The organism is Pectobacterium sp. CFBP8739 (assembly GCF_013449375.1).
Lineage (GTDB): Bacteria > Pseudomonadota > Gammaproteobacteria > Enterobacterales > Enterobacteriaceae > Pectobacterium.
In genome coordinates this window covers 16591-36676 of record NZ_JACDRR010000029.1, presented here as the reverse complement: position 1 = coordinate 36676, position 20086 = coordinate 16591, and the positions used below count along the sequence as shown (strand labels likewise).

Sequence of the window (20086 nt, the reverse complement as noted above, 5' to 3'; positions counted from 1 at the left end):
GCCCTGTCAGGCAGGGCACGATAATGTGGAGCAAGTATTAATGAGAACAGCACCTCAGCACGAGCCTCTGGCTCAGTTTATTCAGGCGTTTCGCCACGACTTACACCGCAACCCTGAACTGTCGAATCAGGAGTTTGAAACCACGAAGAAGATTCGTGCGGTATTGGAAAAAGAGGGGATTCGCATCCTCGATCTGCCGCTGAAAACGGGTTTGGTTGCCGAAGTGGGCGGCCTTCAGGATGGCCCGCTGGTCGTGGTCCGTTCGGACATCGACGCCCTGCCGATTGAAGAAGAGTCTGGCGTAGAATTCACGTCGCTCAATAAAGGGGTGATGCACGCCTGCGGTCATGATTTTCACTCTTCCGCTGCGCTGGGCGCGGCGATTCTGCTGAAGAAAATCGAGCCGGAGCTGAAAGGCACGGTGCGAATTTTATTCCAGGCTGCCGAAGAAACCGGGCTGGGCGCGCCGGAAGTCATTGCGGTTGGTGCGTTGGACAATGCGGTAGCGATTTTCGGTATCCACAACGATCCGACGCTGCCTGTTGGCGTGATCGGCGGGAAAGATGGCGCGTTGACGGCGGGTGTTGACCGCTTTGAGATCAAGATTGCGGCGAAAGGCTGTCATGCCGCGAAGCCACATGAAGGCAACGATCCGATTATCATTCTGGGTCAGTTGATTTCTGCCGTACAGACCATCATCAGCCGTACGGTGTCTTCTGACAACAACGCGGTGGTGTCGATTACTCAGGTTCATAGCGGCAGCACCTGGAACGTTATCCCTGATACTGCCTACGTTGAAGGTACGGTCAGAACGTTCAATCAGGATGCGCGTGATTTGATTGAACAGCGTTTCCGCCAGATCGTGGCGGGTATTGCCAGCACCTTTGGCGCGGAAATCGAGTTCCTGTGGCATGCAGGGCCGCCATCGGTGATCAACACGCCGGAGTGGGTTGAGTTTGCGCTGAATGTGGCAAGTGACGAAGGGTTTGAAGCACGTCGCGTGGAAGCTAGCCCGATTGGTGAAGATTTTGCGTTCTATCAGCAGAAACTGCCGGGTACGTTCATGATGGTCGGCTCCGGCGGGCCATATGCGCTGCACCACCCGAAATTCCGCGTTGACGATCGCGCACTGTTCCCGACTGCACACTATTTGTATCAGATGGCGAAGCAGAGCTTAGAGCAACTCTCTTCCCGCTAGTCTCCTATCATTAAGTCAACTCTGTCCGCGTCTGTTTTCCGGCGCGGATATTTCCCTTTTTCTAAATTGAATCAGCAGCTTTGATAGGGCTGTCGGAAAAACACGACACTCTAGGGGTTTTGCTGTCGCAAAAAAGAGACACTTAACCCATTGATTAATAATCACTAATATTTTTTATGATAAATCCGTCTCTGAATAGCGACATATTTTGTGAGCGGAGTCTCGTTTTTATCACCTTGTGTACGTTTGCTTTTCTTCCCGTGAAGAAATAAAAATAACATTTATTATTAGTGAGTTACCATTTAATTGAGAGGCGGTGGTAATAAATTAATGCGTTTTGGCATAATTCGTGCTTAAATATACGGGTAGATGCTCATTCCACTTCCTATGTTTGCTTCGGCTTCATAATCCTGGGAATGACGCAGAGCCAATTTGAGGTGCCTATCGTCCAACTCCAGATGAAGATGCCAATCTCCATCGGGCTTTCCGGACATAACGTTGAGTGAGGCACCATTCTGTTGTCTGACAGACCTGATATTTTCAACGCTTACCGTTTATCGGTAAGCGTTTTTTTTCGTCTGATGAAAATGTTCGGTCGCCGTCTGCTGTCGTGCTAGATGAAGCCGTTTATAAAAAACAGCCCATAAAAAGAGAAAGGCTCCAAAAAGGAGCCTTATGAAAGGGATGGCGTAGCGATCAGTCGGCAGGCTGCTGTAGCGTGAGCAGTAACCCTTGGCGCCGCATTTGTGCTGCTTCATCCGGCAGACGCAACCGATCGAGAGCGTCGGCGCGCCAGGCATAATCATAAGCGTCCGGGCGGAGCTCCAGCGCAGTACGGAAGGCGTCGCTGGCCTGCTGCCATTCGCCGTGTCTCATCAGCAATTGTCCTAACGTGCTGCTCAACAGCGGGGTTGCTCCTTGCTGCTTGATGTACTGGTGTAGCACTTTTTCCAGTTGTTCCGGGTTTCCGGCTTTGAGGCGTGGCATCAACAGGATCAACCGCTCGTCATATTGACGTTTCAGGCCGTCGAGAATGATCTTCTGAGCGGTATCATGATCGTCACATTCGATCAAATGCTCAGCCATTGCGACCTGAAGCGGAATCTCATGGCGCACTTTACGGCTCTGATTGTTCCACCACGACTTCAGCCCTTCGCTGCCGCCATCCGCCATTGCCTGATTCATCAGGCCGATATAGGCCTGCTGCTGTAGATCCAGCAAACGTTCTTCAGGGTACAGGTTGATCTTGCGCATCGCAGGCAGAATATCCAGCAGCGCACTATAGGCGTGAGTACGCAGGAAAGCCTGCTCCGCCAAACGCAGCACCTCTGGGTGGCGGGGCGCAACTTCCAGCAGTTTGTCCACGCCGTGACGTGCGGCATGATCTTCATTACGCGCTAGCTGAATACGCACGCGCGTAATATCCACCGGAAGCTGATCGGTATCTGCAACCTCGGCGGCACGCTCCAGATATTGTTTGGTGCGGAATTCGTCACCGCGCTGTTGGGCGGCTTCGGCTGCCAGCAGGTAGTTCACCACGGGCTGCTCGGCATGATCGGCATTACGCGTCAGTAGCTTCTCTACCTGTAAATAATCCCCTTCGGCCAGCTTGAGCAACGCGGCTTTGGTTTGCTTTCTGGCGCGAGTGCGTTTGCGACCGAGGAACCAGCCGCGCGTGCGGGATCCGGTACGAAAGAGCCGGCGGAGTACCCATTCCACTGCCAGAAAGGCGAGGAAAAACAGCACCAGCATAATGACCAGACCGGTCACGCTGGTTTGAATATCATAATCATCCGTCTGGATCAGAACGTAGCCTTGGTGACCCGCGACGATCGGGCCGATCACAACGCCAGCGATCAGGATCAGGAACAGCAATAAGACTTTTAGCATGCTCATTCCCCCTGCTGCGTGGCTGGCGCCTGAGCCAGCAGGTTACGAACGCGCGTTTGCATCAGTTTTTCCAGCAGCGCTTGGCTTTGTAGCTCCATTGGGACATCCAGTGAAACCGACTGTTGGCTTAAGGCATCGAGCTGATCCAAAAAGGCCTGCGTTGTGGGATCGGTGGTATCGAAGTAGGCACGAACCCAGGTTGCGGCCGTTTCCAGCGACTGTTTGTACACTTCATTCTGGTGACGAGGAATAGCTTGGGCGGCAACCAGCAAGCGTGAACGGATATTCTCACGCAGGTACACATCCTGATTGGGCGCCAGCAACGGTTCGGCAGCGCTGTCGCGACGGCGAATGGTGATAAAATCCGCCATGAAATTGTGCCAGCTCTTGCTGAGATTTTGTCGCCATTCGCTCAAGGAGGCGGACAGTTCTGTACTGTTGGCGTCCATTGGCGCTTCATCGGTGCTGTTATCGGCGAGCTGCAAGTTGTCCAACTGGTCGGTGAGCTGATTCACTTTCAGGATGATGCCGTCAAAATCCACCTGGCTCACGCCTGCCAGCGCTCCGATGTCGCTGGTCAGCGCGCGGCGGATTTCTATCAGGCTGGGATCGTTCATTTCCGCCAAGCTTGCGTCCGCGCTTTTCAGCAACGCGCCTGCGGTGGTGACGTCTTTGTCGCTCCACAGCTTACGTCCTGCCAGTTTTACCAGAAAATCCGCCTGAGCGATCAGCCAGGTATTGGTGTCATGGCTGGAAAGTGCCGCCAGTTTATCGCGCAGTTCATCTGACTGACGTGTTAGCGCCTCCAGACGCTGTGTAGCCGTGTCCTGCGCTTTGCTTTGCTGCTGCTGAGCGTCCAGCCACTGCTGTTGCTCTTGCTTATGCTGTTGCTGCAATGCGTTGAACTGCGCTTCCAGACGTTGAACCGTGGCATTTTCTTTCTGCGCCTGCTGGTGGCCGTGGTAATACAACCCTGCGCCTATGGCCAGTGCAATCACAATTGCGATGCCCCCCAGCACGGCACCACTGCGTTTGGGTTGCGGTGCGTGATCCTGCTGCTGATGCGCGGGTTCAACCCGTTCAGCAACCTCGTCGGATGGAGCTGTGGGGGTATTGTGTTCCGTCATAATGGTACATCCCATGATCAGGTTTATTGTAGTGCGCGCACGAGCGCATCGTTATCGGCGTTATCAGCCACTCGGATATCACACCAGCCAAGCTGACGGGCCTGTTCTGCCAGCCGTTCGCTGACGACGATCAGTTGGCAGCCGAGTAACCAAGAAGCCCGATAGTAATCAGGTACTAAAGTATAGATCCGTTGTAGCATTTCTCCGCTGGTGATCACCAGTTTGTCGATGCCTATTTGTTGCCAGTGGCGGCTTTGCTCTAGCCCGTCATAGTGAACGTCTCTACGCTGATAACATTCACAGTAGGTCACCTGTGCGCCGCGTTCGGTTAGCGTTTCTCCCAGCAGTTCCCTGCCGCCGTTGCCGCGCAGCAATAATGCGCGTTTACCGGAAACATCTTGCAGGCCAGGAAGTTGTAGGAGCGTTTCGCTGGTTTCGCGCTCAGGCGGATAGGTTACTGGGTGTGCGCTGATTTTATGCAGCGCCAGTGCTGTGGTGCGACCAATCGCATAATAAGCGAGATGGGCAGGCCAACTGATGCCCGCTCGTGCCAGCATCGGATCGGCGTAGTGAATCGCATGTTGTGAGAGTGCAAACACCAGATCGTCGGCGCGCAGCGTCTGTAACAGTGTTGGCAAGCTGGCAAGTTCTCGTCCGGGTGAAAACTCGATCAGCGGACTGTGCCAGGCGTGATAGCCAAGCTTTCTTAAACGGGTCACCAGTTGTTCGCCAGTTGGTGACGGACGGGTAACCAGAATCGTCATGATGAGCTTGACCCTTGATAAACGGCTTGAAGGATGGCGCTGGCTCCTTTTGCTAACAGCTCTTCAGCCAGTGCAATCCCGAGTTGTTCGGCATCGGAGGCGCTTCCTCTACGTTCACCGACGATCATTTGGCTGCCGTCTGGGGCTCCAACCAGCGCACGCAGCCACAGTGTATCGCCTTCCAGTTCGGCATAGCTGCCAATCGGCACCTGACAGCCACCTTCAAGACGCACATTCATGGCGCGTTCAGCCAAGACGCGGGCGGCGGTAGCGGGGTGGTTGAGTGGGGCAAGGAGTTGGCGGATGCGATCGTCATCCAAACGACATTCGATGCCGATAGCGCCTTGTCCGACGGCGGGCAGAGATTCTTCTGGGCTCAAGGCGCTGCGAATACGTTCTTCGAGGCCGAGGCGTTTCAGACCGGCGACGGCAAGAATAATGGCGTCGTAGTCGCCGCTATCCAGTTTTGACAGGCGTGTTCCGACATTGCCACGTAAATCACGAATCACCAGGTCGGGGCGTCGGGCACGCAACTGACACTGGCGACGCAGGCTGGACGTGCCGACACAGCTGCCTTCCGGTAACTGTTCGAGGCTGTCGTAACGGTTGGAAACGAATGCGTCGCGCGGGTCATCGCGTTCGCAAATCGTGGTCAGACCGAGGCCATCAGGGAATTCGACGGGCACATCTTTCATGGAGTGGACGGCAATATCAGCGCGCCCTTCAAGCAGCGCTAATTCCAGTTCTTTAACAAACAATCCCTTACCGCCAACCTTTGCCAGTGGCGTATCTAGGATGATGTCGCCGCGGGTGACCATCGGCACCAGCTCAACGTGTAAATCTGGGTAGAGGTGATTCAGACACTGCTGAACATATCGTGCTTGCCACAGGGCGAGCGGGCTTTGTCGGGTGGCAATTCTAATAATATTGGCTAACATGCTTGATACCGTTTTTATCATTTTCCGCCATCGTATCATTGATGGTGCGTTGGTGTCAGGTTGTGGGCATTAGCGGTGCGCCTTTTAAAACGGTCTGAAATTCGGGTGCCGCATACACAGAGATAGGAAGCCGTGCTGATGCAGTTGGGTAGGTAAATTCGCAATAAAGCAAGATAGATAAGTCTAACTTTCTTTACTTTCTTTACGCCCATTCAGCAAGGTGTTAAATTGATCACGTTTCCAGCAATAATTCGCTAAACATTCTTCTAATTTCATTATGGCGGATTTGGAACACGGGGTTTTTCTAGGCACTGGGATAAATCAGGCGAAACTGTCTTGTACTTCTACATCGAGACTTTGAAGCAAAGACTGGATGCGATCAACCAACTGCGTGTTGACCGTGCTCTGGGAGCAATGAAGCCCGCTTTTCAGCAGGTTTACAGTCTTCTGCCCATTTTATTACATCATCATCACCCGTTGATGCCCGGCTACCTTGAAGGCAAGGTGCCTCACGGTATCTGCACTCACACGCCTGATGAAAAACAACAACAGTACCTGGATGGCATTGCGTTGCGTTGGGGTCAGTTTGACTGTTCTCATCCGCAGGGCGAACTGCCGATCACGGGCATCTATTCCATGGGAAGTACCTCATCTATCGGGCAGAGCTGTAGCTCTGACCTCGATATCTGGGTGTGCCACCAATCTTGGCTCGACAGCGAAGAACGCCAGCTCTTACAGAAGAAATGTACGCTGCTGGAGCAGTGGGCTGCGGCGCAAGGCGCTGAGGTCAGCTTCTTCCTGATGGATGAAAGCCGTTTCCGCCACAATGAAAGCGGCAGCTTGAGCGGTGAAGACTGCGGTACCACGCAGCATATCCTGTTACTCGACGAATTCTACCGGACCGCCGTGCGTATGGCGGGTAAACGCATTCTGTGGAACATGGTACCGGTCGAAGAAGAATCTCACTACGACGAATATGTGCTGTCGCTGTACTCACAGGGGGCGCTGGCACCTAACGAGTGGATGGATTTAGGCGGCTTAAGTACGCTGTCGGCAGAAGAGTATTTCGGCGCGAGTCTCTGGCAACTCTATAAAAGCATCGATTCCCCTTATAAAGCCGTACTGAAAACGCTGCTGTTGGAAGCTTATTCTTGGGAATACCCAGATACCAGTCTGCTGTCTACCGAGATTAAAAAACGTCTGCATGATGGCGAGATCGTCTCCTTCGGTCTGGATCCTTATTGCATGATGTTAGATCGCGTGACGCATTATCTGACGGCGATTAACGATCCCACGCGCCTCGATCTGGCGCGTCGATGTTTCTACTTAAAAGTCTGTGAAAAGCTCTCCAGAGAAAAAGCCTGTGTCGGCTGGCGTCGCCAGATTCTGAGCCAACTGGTGCAAGAATGGGGATGGAGCGACGAACATCTGGCCATGCTAGATAATCGCGCTAACTGGAAAATCGAACAGGTACGCGAAGCGCATAATGAGCTGTTGGATGCGATGATGCAGACCTATCGCAACCTGATTCGCTTCGCCCGCCGTAATAATCTGAGCGTCAGCGCCAGCCCGCAGGATATCGGTGTGTTGACCCGTAAACTGTACGCTGCGTTTGAAGCGCTGCCGGGTAAAGTTACCCTGCTGAACCCACAAATTTCGCCCGATTTGTCGGAGCCGAATTTAACCTTTATCTATGTTCCGCCGGGTCGCGCGAACCGTTCGGGCTGGTATCTGTATAATCAGGCGCCGTCGATGGATGCCATCGTTAGCCATCAACCGCTGGAATATAACCGCTATCTGAACAAACTGGTGGCGTGGGCCTATTTTAATGGCCTGCTGACGCCAAGCACGCGCCTGTATATTAAAGGCAACGAGCTGTGCGACATCACGCGCCTGCAAGCGCTGGTGGACGACGTAGCCAGCCACTTCCCGCTGCGTCTGCCTGCCCCCACGCCGAAGGCGCTGTACAGCCCGTGTGAAATTCGCCATCTGGCGATTATCGTCAATCTGGAACATGATCCGACCGCGGCTTTTCGCAATCAGGTGGTGCATTTCGATTTCCGTCATCTGGATGTGTTCAGCTTCGGTCAGCAGCAGCAGTGTCTGGTCGGCAGTATCGACCTGCTGTATCGCAACTCGTGGAACGAAGTGCGTACTCTGCATTTCAGCGGCGAGCAGGCGGTGTTGGAAGCGCTGAAAACCATTCTGGGCAAAATGCATCAGGATGCGGCGCTGCCGGAATCACTGGAAGTGTTCTGCTACAGCCAGCACCTACGCGGGCTGATTCGTACCCGTGTTCAGCAACTGGTGTCAGAATGCATTGAGCTGCGCCTGACCAGTACGCGTCAGCAAGAACCTGGGCGTTTCAAAGCCGTGAAAGTGGCGGGGCAAACCTGGGGCTTGTTCTTCGAGCGGCTGAGTGTATCGGTGCAGAAGCTGGAAAATGCGGTCGAGTTTTATGGCGCGATTTCCAACAACAAACTGCAAGGCCAGCCGGTTCAGGTTGAAACCAACCATATCCATTTACCGCCAGTGGTCGATGGCGTCGCCAGTGAAGGGATCATCCAGTTCTTCTTTGAAGATCTGACAGAGAATCAGGGCTTTAATATCTATATTCTGGATGAATCGAATCGCGTTGAGGTGTATCACCATTGCGAAGGTAGTAAAGAAGAGCTGGTGCGTGATGTCAGCCGCTTCTATTCGTCTTCGCACGATCGCTTTACTTACGGCTCCAGCTTTATCAATTTCAACCTGCCACAGTTCTACCAAATCGTGCAGTTGGACGGTCGCTCGCAGGTTATTCCATTCCGCAGCAGCGCGCTTTCCCATCTGTGCATTACGCCAGTCGTGGATGATGAAGTGATGACCATGAAGCAGCGACTACAGATTTTATAACCACTCAATATTCGGCTTTCAGCGTATTTAGAAAGGGATGTACTGATGAATTCGTTGCAACGCCGAAACCTGATACTGCTGGCGCTCGGACAAGGGCTGACCGGCAGTATTATTTCCCTGATGACGCTGTGTTCTACGCTGGTTGGCGTATCCATGACGCCGGTTCCGCTGTTGACCACGCTGCCGATTACCGCGACGGTGTGCGGTGCGGCGCTGATGATTTACGCCGTTTCGTCGCTGATGACAAAATATGGCAGGCGTAATGCGTTCATTATCGGCACGCTGATCGGGTTGGCAGGGGCGCTGTTGGCGGCGCTGGCGATTGTGCTGCACAGCTTCTTCCTCTTTGTGTTCTCGACGTTTGTTCTGGGGATGTCCTGCGCTTTTAATCAATACTATCGTTTCGCTGCGGCTGAAATTTTTACCGATAATCAGCAGAAAAATCGTGCCATTTCCTGGGTGATCAGCGGCGGCATTCTGGGGGGCTTCCTCGGTCCGTTCGCGGCGAGTCAATCGTCTCAGCTCTGGGCGTCGTACCCGTTTTTCGGCAGTTTTATCGCGGCGGCGCTCATCTGCGTCATCACATCACTGCTGTTGCTTGGTCTTAAACTGCCACCGATGTCCGTTGCCACGGCTAACGCTCAGCGTAGTGAACCGCTATCGTCCATCCTGAAAAGTCGGGCGTTTGTCTTGGGAACGGCGAGCTGTTCTATCGGGTTTGTGGTGATGACGCTATTAATGAATTCAGTGCCGCTGGCGATGCACCTGCACCACTTTTCCGTCAGCCATAGCGCGACGGTGCTGCAATGGCACTTTGTCGCCATGTATGCGCCAGCGCTGCTGTTAGTGCTGCTGGCGAAACGGCTGACGCCGATTCAGGTGGTGGCGATTGGCATGGTATGTAACGTGGTTGGCGTGGCGATCGCGCTGAGTGGTTTGACGTTCTGGCACTTCCTCTTTTCACTGGCACTGTTCGGCATCGGGTGGGCGTTTATGTTTAACGGCGGGACATTTATGCTCAACGCCTTTACGCATTCGGTGCATAAATCCCGTTTACAGGGCATTAATTCGCTGATGATTTACGTACCTAATGCGTTGGCTTCGCTGTCTGCCGGGAGCCTGATGGCACTGACCAGCGGCTGGCCGCTGGTGAATATGGTCGGTATCGGCATGCTGTTGTTACTGCTACTGGCCCTGGTATTACTGGGGCGGCGCTGAGGTACGGTGCAGCGCGGTGCCATTGAAAAGATGACTGTTATCCGAAGTGAACGGTTTCCCCAGCTTGAGCCGAACAGGCTGATGACAGCAGCGCGATGAAATCCTCACCGCTGCGATCGCATATCCAGCGTGCGTCCTGAAGGTTGAAGTGGTAACCACCTGCTTTGGTCGCCAGCCAGATTTGGTGCAGCGGCTCCTGCCGATTAATCACGATTTTGCTGCCATTCTCAAAACTCAGCGTCATCACGCCGCCATTGGTTTCGTAATCGATGTCGGCATCACCCTCAAACCGATCCAACGTTTCTTCCAACTGAAGCATGAGTTCGTCGGCTAATTGGTGGAACTCGCTATCGTTCATTTTCGATTCCTATTGATTTTCATGATCCACCTGCGATTATAGAGAGCATACGAGTATTAATGACAGGTCTTAACGTGATGAAGAACGTATTTCGCCAGTTTTTTCTGGTGTTAGCCGTAGTGAGTTTATTTGGTTGTGGTCTGAAAGGGCCGCTGTATATGCCTGCCGATGGCAAATCCGGTGCGTCAACGACTCAGCAAAATGAGAACCAGCCGCCGCAAAAGAAAACGTCAATGCGTCCTTAATGCGTGACGACAGTAATAAATAACAGGTCACGCGCCCGGTTAAGCAAGCGGGGGAGTCAGGATAATGCAGTTCGCTAAGATGCACGGTTTAGGCAACGATTTCATGGTTGTTGATGCCGTTACGCAAAACGTTTATTTTTCACCCGAATTAATTCGCCGTTTGGCGGATCGGCACTGTGGTGTCGGGTTTGACCAACTGCTGGTTGTTGAGCCACCCTACGATCCTGAACTGGATTTCCATTACCGTATTTTTAACGCGGATGGCAGCGAAGTGGCGCAGTGCGGCAATGGCGCGCGCTGCTTTGCCCGCTTTGTTCGCCTGAAGGGGCTGACCAACAAGCGTGATATTGCCGTCAGTACACAGACGGGCAGGATGGTGTTGTCTGTGACGGATGATGAGTTGGTGCGCGTCAATATGGGCGAACCCAATTTCGAGCCGCAACAGGTGCCGTTTCGCGCGGTCAAAGCAGAGAAAACCTACATCATGCGTGCCGACGAACATACGGTGCTGTGTGGCGTGGTGTCGATGGGTAACCCGCACTGTGTGATTCAGGTTGAGGATGTGGACACGGCGAAGGTGGACACGCTGGGGCCGCTGTTGGAAAGCCATGAGCGTTTTCCCGAACGTGCCAATATTGGTTTTATGCAGGTTGTCGATAGCCATACTGTTCGTCTGCGGGTATACGAGCGCGGGGCGGGAGAAACACAGGCGTGCGGTAGCGGCGCCTGTGCCGCCGTGGCGGTAGGGATCCAGCAGGGGTTATTGTCCGCGAATGTTCGTGTATCTCTGCCGGGTGGGGATCTGGCTATCCAGTGGGATGGGCCGGGACATCCGTTATTCATGACTGGGCCTGCAACGCATGTCTACGATGGATTTATTCATTTATGAAGAATGTCGAGGAACAGGCAGAGCGCGAGATCGCACTCAGTGACGAGATGGTTTTGCAGTTCCTGCAACAGAATCCCGATTTTTTTATCCGCAATGCGCGCCCCGTTGAGCAGATGCGCATTCCTCACCCCGTCAGGGGAACCGTGTCGCTGGTGGAATGGCAACTGGCGCGTCAGCGTAACCACATTACTCAGCTTGAGGAAGAGATCACGCTGCTGATGGAGCAGGCAGGGGTGAATGAAGTGCTGTTCAATCGACTGCTTGGGTTACAAACTGAATTGGCGTCGGCAGATAGCCTGACGGACATGCTGGATCGGTTGCAGCACTGGGCGCGTCAGCTTGGTTTGGCGGGGGCGACGGTTCGTCTGTTCAGCGATAAATGGCGTATTGGCGCACCATCTGGTTTTACCCATCTGGGGTTAAACCGCACCGCATTTGAGCCGTTGCGCATTCAGCGTTTCGGGCAAAGTAACCACTATCTTGGCACGCTGAATGGGCCGGAACTGCTGCTCCTGCTACCGCAGGCTAGGCAGGTTGGGTCGGTTGCGCTATCACTGATGGGTAATAATCACGATTTAGGCGTGCTGATTTTCAGCAGCCGTGACAGCCACCATTATCAGGATGGCATGGGAACGGTACTGCTCCAGCAAATGGCCGTGATGCTGCCAGCAATGCTGGCGCGCTGGGTTGAGCGGGTATGAGCCGACAGCCCACGTCACCGGAGGCACCTTCCTCTTCCCCTCTACAAGCCGATGTTGAGGCTTTCCTGCGTTACTTGAAAGTGGAGCGTCAGCTTAGTCCGCTCACGCAGACCAGCTATTTACGTCAACTGTCAGCGATTATCACGATCCTCTCCGCAGCGGGTGTGGCTGACTGGCGTAAGCTCGATGCCGCTGGCGTGCGTTCCGTGGTATCCCGCAGTAAACGCGATGGTCTGCATTCAGGGAGTCTGGCGTTGCGCCTATCGGCATTACGTAGCTTTCTTGACTGGATGGTGTCACGCAGTGTGCTGGCGGCGAACCCTGCGAAAGGAATATCCACGCCGCGATCCGGACGTCCATTACCCAAGAATATGGATGTGGACGAGATGGACAGGCTGCTGGAGATCGATCTGGACGATCCCCTTGCCGTACGCGACCGCACGATGCTCGAAGTGATGTACGGTGCGGGGCTGCGTTTGGCGGAAATGGTCGGTATGAACTGTCAGCATATCGATCTGGCCAGCGGTGAAGTTTGGGTCATGGGGAAGGGCAGTAAAGAGCGCAAATTGCCGATAGGAAAAACGGCGGTAACTTGGCTGGAACGCTGGCTGGCGCTGCGCGAACTGTTTGGCCCACAGGATGATGCCGTGTTTATCTCCAATCAGGGACGACGCATTTCGATGCGCAACGTGCAGAAGCGTTTTGCCGAATGGGGGATTAAGCAGGGCGTGAATAGTCATGTCCATCCGCATAAGCTGCGCCACTCTTTTGCGACGCACATGCTGGAATCCAGTGGCGATTTACGAGCGGTACAAGAACTGCTTGGTCACGCTAACCTAACCACGACGCAGATTTACACCCATCTTGATTTTCAACATTTAGCCTCCGTGTACGATGCCGCGCATCCACGCGCCAAACGAGGGAAACCCTGATGCATTTTTACCGATCTCTTGGCCCGATCCGGGCGATCACGTTCGATCTGGATGACACGCTGTACGATAACGCAGACGTCATTCGACGCACGGGTCAAGAGTCAATCCGCTTTCTGCAAGAGTACCATCCTGCCCTTCGTGATTTTCAGGCTGATGACTTTCAGAACTTACGCCAGACCTTGCTTGAGCGCGAACCGGACATCTATCACGACGTGACCGAATGGCGTCGCCGTGCGGCTGAACTGGCGATGTTAGAGCGCGGCCTGAGCGCGGCAGAGGCGAAAGATGGCGCAAAAGCGGCAATGGAAAATTTTGCCCACTGGCGCAGCCAGATTACGATTACCGAAGAGACGCACCAGACGCTGGCGGCGTTAGCCGAGAAAGTGCCGCTGGCCGCCATCACCAATGGTAATGCTGAGCCGCACCGCTTTGGCCTCGATCGCTATTTTTCGTTCATCCTGCGCGCTGGCCCGCACGGTCGTGCCAAACCGTTTGATGACATGTACCATCTGGCCGCGGAAAAGCTCAACCTGCCGTTGCATGAGATCTTGCATGTGGGAGACGATCTCACGACCGATGTGGCGGGGTCGATCCGCTGCGGTATGCAGGCTTGCTGGATTAACCTGCGTGAAGGCAGCCTGACGCAGATTGGGGATGCCCGACTGCTGCCGCATATTGAAATTTCGCGGTTGGCATCGCTGTCGGCGTTGTTATAATCACCGCATTAATCTGTATAAATCACCAGTGGAAACGCCCTCGCATGTGCGAATACTGGTCACTTAAGCCCGTTATTAGGGGAAACACAGGGGGAAGTTCCCGTAGGGAGGCCTCACCCCTGTGGTCGCCCCGTGTATCTCGATGCTTAAACGATCGGCATGACTTACATGTGCAGCGTTTCCCTCACCGGATAACCCGTACCTATGGACGTTTCTGATCTGCTCGATGGCCTCAACGACAAACAGCGTGACGCGGTAGCCGCGCCGCGCAGCAATTTATTGGTGCTGGCGGGGGCAGGCAGCGGTAAAACGCGGGTACTGGTACATCGCATCGCCTGGCTTTTGTCTGTCGAAAACTGCTCGCCGTACTCCATCATGGCGGTGACGTTTACCAATAAAGCGGCGGCGGAGATGCGTCATCGTATCGATCACCTGATCGGCACCAGTCAAGGCGGCATGTGGATTGGTACTTTCCACGGGCTGGCACACCGCCTGCTGCGTGCGCACCATATGGATGCCAATCTGCCGCAGGATTTCCAGATTCTGGACAGCGAAGATCAGTTGCGTCTGCTGAAGCGCCTGATTCGGGCACTCAATCTGGACGAGAAACAGTGGCCGCCGCGTCAGGCGATGTGGTTCATCAATGGGAAGAAGGATGAAGGTCTGCGTCCGCAGCACATTGAAAGCTACGGCAACCCGATCGAGCAAACGTGGCAGCGCGTGTATCAGGCCTATCAGGAAGCGTGCGATCGCGCCGGGCTGGTGGATTTTGCCGAACTGCTGCTGCGCGCTCATGAACTGTGGCTGAACAAGCCGCATGTGTTGAACCACTATCGTGAACGTTTTACCAATATTCTGGTGGACGAATTTCAGGATACCAACCGCATTCAGTACGCTTGGATCCGTATGTTGGCGGGCGATAGCGCCAAAGTGATGATCGTCGGTGATGACGATCAGTCGATTTACGGCTGGCGCGGGGCGCAGGTCGAAAATATTCAACTGTTCCTGAAAGATTTTGCTGGCGCAGAAACCATCCGTTTGGAACAGAACTACCGCTCGACCAGCAACATCCTGAAAGCGGCGAATGCGCTGATTGCCCATAACGGCGGGCGACTCGGCAAGAACCTGTGGACCGATGGCGTAGAGGGCGAACCGATTTCGCTTTACTGCGCATTCAACGAGTTGGATGAGGCACGTTATGTCGTCAACCGGATTAAAACCTGGCAGGAAAATGGCGGAGCGCTGAAGGATAACGCCATTCTTTACCGGAGTAACGCCCAGTCGCGCGTGCTGGAAGAGGCGCTGTTGCAGCAGAGTATGCCGTACCGCATTTATGGCGGCATGCGCTTCTTTGAGCGTCAGGAAATTAAAGACGCGCTATCTTATCTGCGCCTGATCGCCAACCGTAACGACGATGCGGCGTTTGAGCGTGTGGTGAATACGCCGACGCGCGGCATTGGTGACCGCACGCTGGATGTCGTCCGCCAGACGTCGCGCGATCGTCAACTGACGCTGTGGCAAGCCACGCGGGCACTGTTGCAGGAGAAAGTGCTGGCCGGACGGGCGGCTGCATCGCTACAGCGTTTTATCGAATTGATTGACGCGTTGGCCTATGAGACGTCCGAACTGCCGCTGCATGTGCAAACTGACCGGGTGATTAAAGATTCCGGCCTGTGGAGCATGTACGAACAGGAAAAAGGCGAGAAAGGGCAGGCGCGAGTGGAAAACCTGGAAGAACTGGTGACGGCGACGCGCCAGTTCAGCTATCAGGAAGAAGATCAGGATTTGATGCCGCTTCAGGCTTTCCTGTCGCATGCCGCGCTGGAAGCGGGGGAAGGTCAGGCGGATGCTAATCAGGATGCGGTGCAGCTTATGACGCTGCACTCGGCGAAAGGGCTGGAGTTCCCGCAGGTGTTTATCGTCGGTATGGAAGAAGGCATGTTCCCTAGTCAGATGTCGTTGGATGAAGGTGGGCGTCTGGAAGAAGAACGCCGTCTGGCTTACGTCGGCGTGACGCGTGCGATGGAGAAACTGACGATAACCTACGCCGAATCCCGCCGTTTGTACGGCAAAGAGGCTTATCATCGACCTTCCCGATTTGTCGGCGAGTTACCTGAAGAGTGTGTTGAGGAAGTGCGGTTACGCGCCAGCGTCTCCCGCCCGGTCAATCATCAGCGTCTCGGCACGCCAGTCACGCAAAACGACAGCGGTTACAAATTGGGGCAGCGGGTTCGCCATGCAAAATTTGGGGAAGGCACGATCGTGAATCTGGAAGGCAGCGGCGATCACGCCCGTCTTCAGGTGGCGTTTCAAGGGCAGGGGATTAAATGGCTGGTTGCCGCCTATGCCCGGCTGGAAACGGTGTGATTAAAAAAGGAGCATGCCCATGACGCTAGATCAGATTATTGCCGAATTACAGAAGAAAAAATGGGTCGATCTCACGCACACGGTGACGGAGTCGATTCCTATTTTTAGCGCGTTTGAAGGCGTGTTACAGCGCAAGACGTTATTTAACGTTGAAGAGCATGGCTTTTTCGCACAGTCCGTGACATTCGCGACGCAGACGGGGACGCATATTGATGCGCCGGGACATTTTGTCGCGGGCAAACGTTATCTGGATCGGATTGATAATAAAGAGCTGTTGCTGCCGTTGGTGGTGCTCCACAAGCAAGACGCTGTCGCGCGCGATGCTGACTACCGTCTGTCGGTTGACGACATCCTGGCGTTTGAGCGTGAGCACGGGGAAATCCCGTCAGGCAGCTTTGTCGCGTTTGCCAGCGGTTGGAGTACACGCTGGCCCGATATTGATGCCTTCGCCAATAGAGACGAACAGGGCAATAGCCATACGCCGGGGTGGTCGCTTGAGGCGCTGACGTTCCTGTTTGAAGAACGTCGTATTAGCGCGGTTGGGCATGAAACGCTGGATACGGATTCCGCCGCGGATTTCCGTCGCAACAACGGGCTGGTTGGTGAGTTCTTCGTGCTGAACCAGAATGCCTGGCAGGTAGAGGTGCTGAATAATTTGCATCAATTGCCGCCTACCGGCGCTTATATCCACGTCAGCTACCCTAATTTCGCTGGTGCGCCCGGCTTCCCTGTCCGTGCCATTGCCTATCTGCCGGACAATGCCTAATCGATAAACGCGGCTCCTTTTTGCTTTAAGAGACCGCGTTTCTTACCGATTACAGTGCCTAATTTATTGGAAAATCTCATGCGTTTGGCCAATATTTTACAGCGTGTTTCAGCCGAGGTTTTAAAGTTGAAGTCTTTTTCATCTCGGCGTAACATGCGCGCATCATTATTCTCGGAGGACTAACGCCTTGGACACACCCAGTCGATACTGGCTCACTAACCTGTTCATTAGGTACAACTTCTAAGGCTATCTTCCTCTGCTGATAGCCTTCGTGGTTGTCAGCGACGCTGTTTTTGTCGCTACGAGTCAGATCCGTCGAACGGACTGAAACCTGCTGGTGACACCTCACCTCTGTTTCTGTGCTTCAATCGCGTTGTCCATCTCTGCTACTGAAAGGGGAGCTATGGCCCATGCTGAGCGCATTTAAACTGGATAATTGCCGTTTATCTCGTCTGGAACTGGATGACTCCGATGATCTCACCACGTCAGTTTGGGTCGATTTGATCGAGCCGGAAGACGATGAGCGTGAAAAAGTACAAAACGAACTGGGACAAAGCTTGGCAACCCGTCCGGAGCTGGAAGATATTGAAGCGTCGGCACGTTTTTTTGAAGATGAAGATGGCTTGCATATTCACTCCTTTTTCTTTTTTGAAGATGCTGAGGATCACGCTGGTAACTCCACGGTGGCGTTTACCATTCGCGATGGCCGCTTGTACACCCTGCGCGAGCGCGAGCTGCCCGCATTCCGCCTGTATCGCATGCGCGCCCGCAACCAAACGATGGTGGACGGTAATGCTTACGAGCTGCTGCTCGATCTCTTTGAGACAAAAATTGAGCAACTGGCGGACGAAATCGAGAACATCTACAGCGATCTGGAATCGCTGAGCCGCATCATTATGGAAGGACGGCAGGGCGAAGAGTACGACGACGCGTTGTCCACGCTGGCGGAACTGGAAGACGTGGGCTGGAAAGTGCGCCTGTGTCTGATGGATACCCAACGCGCGTTGAATTTTCTGGTGCGTAAAGCCCGTTTGCCATCCGGCCAATTGGAACAGGCGCGCGAAATTTTACGCGATATCGAATCTCTGCTGCCGCACAATGAATCCCTGTTCCAGAAAGTTAACTTCCTGATGCAGGCGGCGATGGGCTTCATTAACATCGAGCAGAGCCGGATTATCAAGATCTTCTCGGTGGTCTCCGTGGTGTTCCTGCCGCCGACGCTGGTGGCATCCAGCTATGGGATGAACTTTGAGTTTATGCCGGAGCTGAAGTGGTCGTTTGGTTATCCAGGCGCGATTGTGTTGATGATCCTCGCCGGACTGGCACCTTACCTCTATTTCAAACGTAAAAACTGGCTGTAAGTTTTCACCGATGCGCCTGATGGGTATTCACCATCAGGCGTATCATGTCTTTTCCTTCAATGCAGTATCTCTGCTCTGTGCGATTATCGCCGTAGCTTACGCTGCGTATAAAGCGCATCCAGAATAAACAGTACCAGCGCACCCCAGATGAAGGCAAACGTGACCAGTTTGTCGCTGCTGAACGTTTCACCGTAGAACACCACGGCCAGCAGGAACATGATGGTCGGGCCGAGATACTGGAAAAAGCCGAGCGTCGATAGACGCAGACGCATGGCCGCTGCGGTGAAAAACAGCAACGGCACCGTAGTGACGATCCCCGCCGAGAGCAGCAGCAGGTTCAGTGACCAGGGATTGGCCGTCAGATGGCTGCTTGGCGTGTCGGCAATAAAAAACAGATAAATGACCGCCACCGGCAGCAGCCACAGCGTTTCGATCAGCATACCGGTTTGCCCGTCGATCCCAATTTTCTTACGCAGCAGGCCGTATAACGCGAAGCTGAATGCCAGCCCCAGCGCGATAACCGGCAGCGAGCCAAACGTCCACAACTGAACTAATACACCTGTCACCGCGAGCAGCACGGCCAGCCATTGCAGGCGGCGAAAGCGCTCGCCAAGGAAAATCATACCCAACATAACGTTGACCAGCGGGTTGATAAAATACCCCAGACTGGCTTCCAGCATGTGATGATTGTTGACCGCCCAGATGTACAACAGCCAGTTTCCACCGATAAGCACCGCCGTTAATGCCAGCAGAAACAGATGCTTGACGTTGCGGCAGGCATAGCTCACCTGACGCCATTTCCGGCCGATAGTCAGCAGGATAAGCATAAAGAAGAATGACCAGATAATACGGTGCGTCAGTATTTCATTAGGTGGAACGTGCTCAAGCAGCTTGAAATAAACGGGAGCAATTCCCCAAATGAAATACGCACCGAGGGCGAAAAAGATCCCCTCACGGGTTTGTTGCGCGTTCATGGGTGACTCGATAAGGACGGCGGGAAAACGCTAAGTCTACCCAAAACTGTGAGCGCTTTCACGTAAAGTGTTCATGACAATCTTTGCCAACGAAATGCTATCCAACAATATAGGTAGCGGTGGCGCTAGCCAGATGCGAGCCCTGTTCGTTATGCAATTCGGCGCGTGCGACGGCAATTTTATTGCCGCCGCGCAGTAGCGTGCTGGTAATGGTGAAGTGTTCCCCATAACCCGGACGCAGATAATCTACTCGCATATCAATGGTTCCCATGCGGGCAAGCCGATGATGAAACTCCTGCTCGCTAATCGTTTCATGGCGCAGTAGCGTGTTACCGACGCACACCAGTCCGGCAGCGACGTCCAGCCCGGCCGCAATCACACCGCCGTGCAGGATTTTTTGTGCCGCATTGCCGATGAGCTTCTCTTGCCGGGCGAATGTCAGGACGGCTTTGTCGGCTTCAAATTGCTGTAATTCAAGACCTAATTCGATGTTGAACGGCATTTTATAAATGAAAATCTCGCCAACAAGCTGGCGCACGGTATCTCTGGTTAATGGGGTTCCCTGAGATGAGGGTTGGTCAGCCATCATTGTTTCCCGTCCGAACAATAAAAGGTACGCATTAAATGTGGTTTATTTGATGCGATAAAGTTATGTAAATGTTTATTTTATGCATTGATTTTGTTTCTTTCCAGAAAAGGCCGATAAACAGGGGAGCGCTAATTCAAACGTTGCTGAACTGTGTAGAA

19 protein-coding genes are annotated in these 20086 nt (G+C 53.8%); 12 read left to right on the top strand and 7 right to left on the bottom strand.

Annotated features, from left to right (window positions below; genetic code table 11):
• Window positions 1-40: 40 nt before the first annotated feature.
• On the top strand, window positions 41-1198 hold the full coding sequence (locus H0247_RS18085) for a M20 peptidase aminoacylase family protein (RefSeq protein ID WP_180743795.1): 1158 nt from the start codon (window positions 41-43) through the stop codon (window positions 1196-1198).
• 696 nt (window positions 1199-1894) lie between these two features.
• Here H0247_RS18085 and hemY read toward each other — a convergent pair.
• From hemY to hemC, 4 genes are read right to left on the bottom strand one after another with little or no spacing between them, the layout of a single operon-like run.
• A complete protein-coding gene (gene hemY / locus H0247_RS18080; protein WP_180743794.1) occupies window positions 1895-3088 on the bottom strand; it encodes a protoheme IX biogenesis protein HemY in 1194 nt (397 codons plus the stop codon).
• 2 nt (window positions 3089-3090) lie between these two features.
• The gene (hemX, locus tag H0247_RS18075) at window positions 3091-4215 is read right to left on the bottom strand and encodes a uroporphyrinogen-III C-methyltransferase (RefSeq protein WP_180743793.1); all 1125 of its coding nucleotides are present in this window, start codon (window positions 4213-4215) and stop codon (window positions 3091-3093) included.
• A 23-nt stretch (window positions 4216-4238) separates the two neighbouring features.
• Entirely contained in the window at window positions 4239-4979 is a 741-nt protein-coding gene (hemD, locus tag H0247_RS18070) for a uroporphyrinogen-III synthase (protein ID WP_180743792.1), read from the bottom strand.
• On the bottom strand, window positions 4976-5917 hold the full coding sequence (hemC, locus tag H0247_RS18065; RefSeq protein WP_180743791.1) for a hydroxymethylbilane synthase: 942 nt from the start codon (window positions 5915-5917) through the stop codon (window positions 4976-4978). Before hemC ends, hemD begins: the two co-directional genes overlap by 4 nt.
• 336 nt (window positions 5918-6253) lie before the next feature.
• On the opposite strand from hemC, the gene H0247_RS18060 reads away from it, so the two are divergent.
• Both H0247_RS18060 and H0247_RS18055 read left to right on the top strand, forming a co-directional pair.
• Window positions 6254-8812 (top strand): class I adenylate cyclase, encoded by a 2559-nt coding sequence (locus H0247_RS18060; RefSeq protein ID WP_180743790.1) that lies wholly within the window; start codon window positions 6254-6256, stop codon window positions 8810-8812.
• Window positions 8813-8857: 45 nt separating this feature from the next.
• Window positions 8858-10030 carry an MFS transporter gene (locus tag H0247_RS18055; protein WP_180743789.1) on the top strand — a complete coding sequence of 391 codons (1173 nt, stop codon included), beginning with the start codon at window positions 8858-8860 and terminating at the stop codon, window positions 10028-10030.
• A gap of 37 nt (window positions 10031-10067) precedes the next feature.
• Here the strand turns inward: H0247_RS18055 and cyaY are convergent, their stop codons facing one another.
• On the bottom strand, window positions 10068-10388 hold the full coding sequence (gene cyaY, locus H0247_RS18050) for an iron donor protein CyaY (protein ID WP_180743788.1): 321 nt from the start codon (window positions 10386-10388) through the stop codon (window positions 10068-10070).
• Window positions 10389-10447: 59 nt separating this feature from the next.
• On the opposite strand from cyaY, the gene H0247_RS18045 reads away from it, so the two are divergent.
• The 9 genes from H0247_RS18045 to corA all read left to right on the top strand — a co-directional run bounded on the left by H0247_RS18045 (window position 10448) and on the right by corA (window position 18365).
• A complete protein-coding gene (locus H0247_RS18045) occupies window positions 10448-10633 on the top strand; it encodes a lipoprotein (protein ID WP_039277687.1) in 186 nt (61 codons plus the stop codon).
• Between the two features lie 64 nt (window positions 10634-10697).
• Window positions 10698-11522 carry a diaminopimelate epimerase gene (gene dapF, locus H0247_RS18040; RefSeq protein WP_180743787.1) on the top strand — a complete coding sequence of 275 codons (825 nt, stop codon included), beginning with the start codon at window positions 10698-10700 and terminating at the stop codon, window positions 11520-11522.
• Window positions 11519-12223: a DUF484 domain-containing protein gene (locus H0247_RS18035; RefSeq protein ID WP_180743786.1), complete on the top strand. Its 705-nt coding sequence runs from the start codon at window positions 11519-11521 to the stop codon at window positions 12221-12223. Before dapF ends, H0247_RS18035 begins: the two co-directional genes overlap by 4 nt.
• Window positions 12220-13155, top strand: coding sequence for a tyrosine recombinase XerC (xerC, locus tag H0247_RS18030; RefSeq protein WP_180743785.1), 936 nt, complete (start codon window positions 12220-12222; stop codon window positions 13153-13155). Before H0247_RS18035 ends, xerC begins: the two co-directional genes overlap by 4 nt.
• The gene (gene yigB, locus H0247_RS18025; RefSeq protein WP_180743784.1) at window positions 13155-13871 is read left to right on the top strand and encodes a 5-amino-6-(5-phospho-D-ribitylamino)uracil phosphatase YigB; all 717 of its coding nucleotides are present in this window, start codon (window positions 13155-13157) and stop codon (window positions 13869-13871) included. The genes xerC and yigB overlap by 1 nt, the downstream gene beginning before the upstream one ends.
• 204 nt (window positions 13872-14075) lie before the next feature.
• Window positions 14076-16238: a DNA helicase II gene (gene uvrD / locus H0247_RS18020; RefSeq protein WP_180743783.1), complete on the top strand. Its 2163-nt coding sequence runs from the start codon at window positions 14076-14078 to the stop codon at window positions 16236-16238.
• Between the two features lie 19 nt (window positions 16239-16257).
• Entirely contained in the window at window positions 16258-17004 is a 747-nt protein-coding gene (locus tag H0247_RS18015; RefSeq protein ID WP_180743782.1) for a cyclase family protein, read from the top strand.
• 187 nt (window positions 17005-17191) lie between these two features.
• Window positions 17192-17248 carry a YsgD/CorL family protein gene (ysgD, locus tag H0247_RS20065; RefSeq protein ID WP_349814568.1) on the top strand — a complete coding sequence of 19 codons (57 nt, stop codon included), beginning with the start codon at window positions 17192-17194 and terminating at the stop codon, window positions 17246-17248.
• 166 nt (window positions 17249-17414) lie between these two features.
• Window positions 17415-18365, top strand: coding sequence for a magnesium/cobalt transporter CorA (corA, locus tag H0247_RS18010; protein WP_180743781.1), 951 nt, complete (start codon window positions 17415-17417; stop codon window positions 18363-18365).
• An 83-nt stretch (window positions 18366-18448) separates the two neighbouring features.
• On the opposite strand, the gene rarD is transcribed toward corA, so the two are convergent.
• On the bottom strand, window positions 18449-19339 hold the full coding sequence (gene rarD / locus H0247_RS18005; RefSeq protein ID WP_180743780.1) for an EamA family transporter RarD: 891 nt from the start codon (window positions 19337-19339) through the stop codon (window positions 18449-18451).
• 97 nt (window positions 19340-19436) lie between these two features.
• On the bottom strand, window positions 19437-19925 hold the full coding sequence (locus H0247_RS18000) for a thioesterase family protein (RefSeq protein ID WP_180743779.1): 489 nt from the start codon (window positions 19923-19925) through the stop codon (window positions 19437-19439).
• Window positions 19926-20086: the final 161 nt, after the last annotated feature.

What these genes read in the sequence shown, in the direction of transcription:
- H0247_RS18085 (WP_180743795.1), top strand. Translation starts at nt 41, where the DNA reads ATGAGAACAGCACCTCAGCACGAGCCTCTGGCTCAGTTTATTCAGGCG.
- hemY (WP_180743794.1), bottom strand. Translation starts at nt 3,088, where the DNA reads ATGCTAAAAGTCTTATTGCTGTTCCTGATCCTGATCGCTGGCGTTGTG.
- hemX (WP_180743793.1), bottom strand. Translation starts at nt 4,215, where the DNA reads ATGACGGAACACAATACCCCCACAGCTCCATCCGACGAGGTTGCTGAA.
- hemD (WP_180743792.1), bottom strand. Translation starts at nt 4,979, where the DNA reads ATGACGATTCTGGTTACCCGTCCGTCACCAACTGGCGAACAACTGGTG.
- hemC (WP_180743791.1), bottom strand. Translation starts at nt 5,917, where the DNA reads ATGTTAGCCAATATTATTAGAATTGCCACCCGACAAAGCCCGCTCGCC.
- H0247_RS18055 (WP_180743789.1), top strand. Translation starts at nt 8,858, where the DNA reads ATGAATTCGTTGCAACGCCGAAACCTGATACTGCTGGCGCTCGGACAA.
- cyaY (WP_180743788.1), bottom strand. Translation starts at nt 10,388, where the DNA reads ATGAACGATAGCGAGTTCCACCAATTAGCCGACGAACTCATGCTTCAG.
- H0247_RS18045 (WP_039277687.1), top strand. Translation starts at nt 10,448, where the DNA reads ATGACAGGTCTTAACGTGATGAAGAACGTATTTCGCCAGTTTTTTCTG.
- dapF (WP_180743787.1), top strand. Translation starts at nt 10,698, where the DNA reads ATGCAGTTCGCTAAGATGCACGGTTTAGGCAACGATTTCATGGTTGTT.
- H0247_RS18035 (WP_180743786.1), top strand. Translation starts at nt 11,519, where the DNA reads ATGAAGAATGTCGAGGAACAGGCAGAGCGCGAGATCGCACTCAGTGAC.
- xerC (WP_180743785.1), top strand. Translation starts at nt 12,220, where the DNA reads ATGAGCCGACAGCCCACGTCACCGGAGGCACCTTCCTCTTCCCCTCTA.
- yigB (WP_180743784.1), top strand. Translation starts at nt 13,155, where the DNA reads ATGCATTTTTACCGATCTCTTGGCCCGATCCGGGCGATCACGTTCGAT.
- uvrD (WP_180743783.1), top strand. Translation starts at nt 14,076, where the DNA reads ATGGACGTTTCTGATCTGCTCGATGGCCTCAACGACAAACAGCGTGAC.
- H0247_RS18015 (WP_180743782.1), top strand. Translation starts at nt 16,258, where the DNA reads ATGACGCTAGATCAGATTATTGCCGAATTACAGAAGAAAAAATGGGTC.
- corA (WP_180743781.1), top strand. Translation starts at nt 17,415, where the DNA reads ATGCTGAGCGCATTTAAACTGGATAATTGCCGTTTATCTCGTCTGGAA.
- rarD (WP_180743780.1), bottom strand. Translation starts at nt 19,339, where the DNA reads ATGAACGCGCAACAAACCCGTGAGGGGATCTTTTTCGCCCTCGGTGCG.
- H0247_RS18000 (WP_180743779.1), bottom strand. Translation starts at nt 19,925, where the DNA reads ATGGCTGACCAACCCTCATCTCAGGGAACCCCATTAACCAGAGATACC.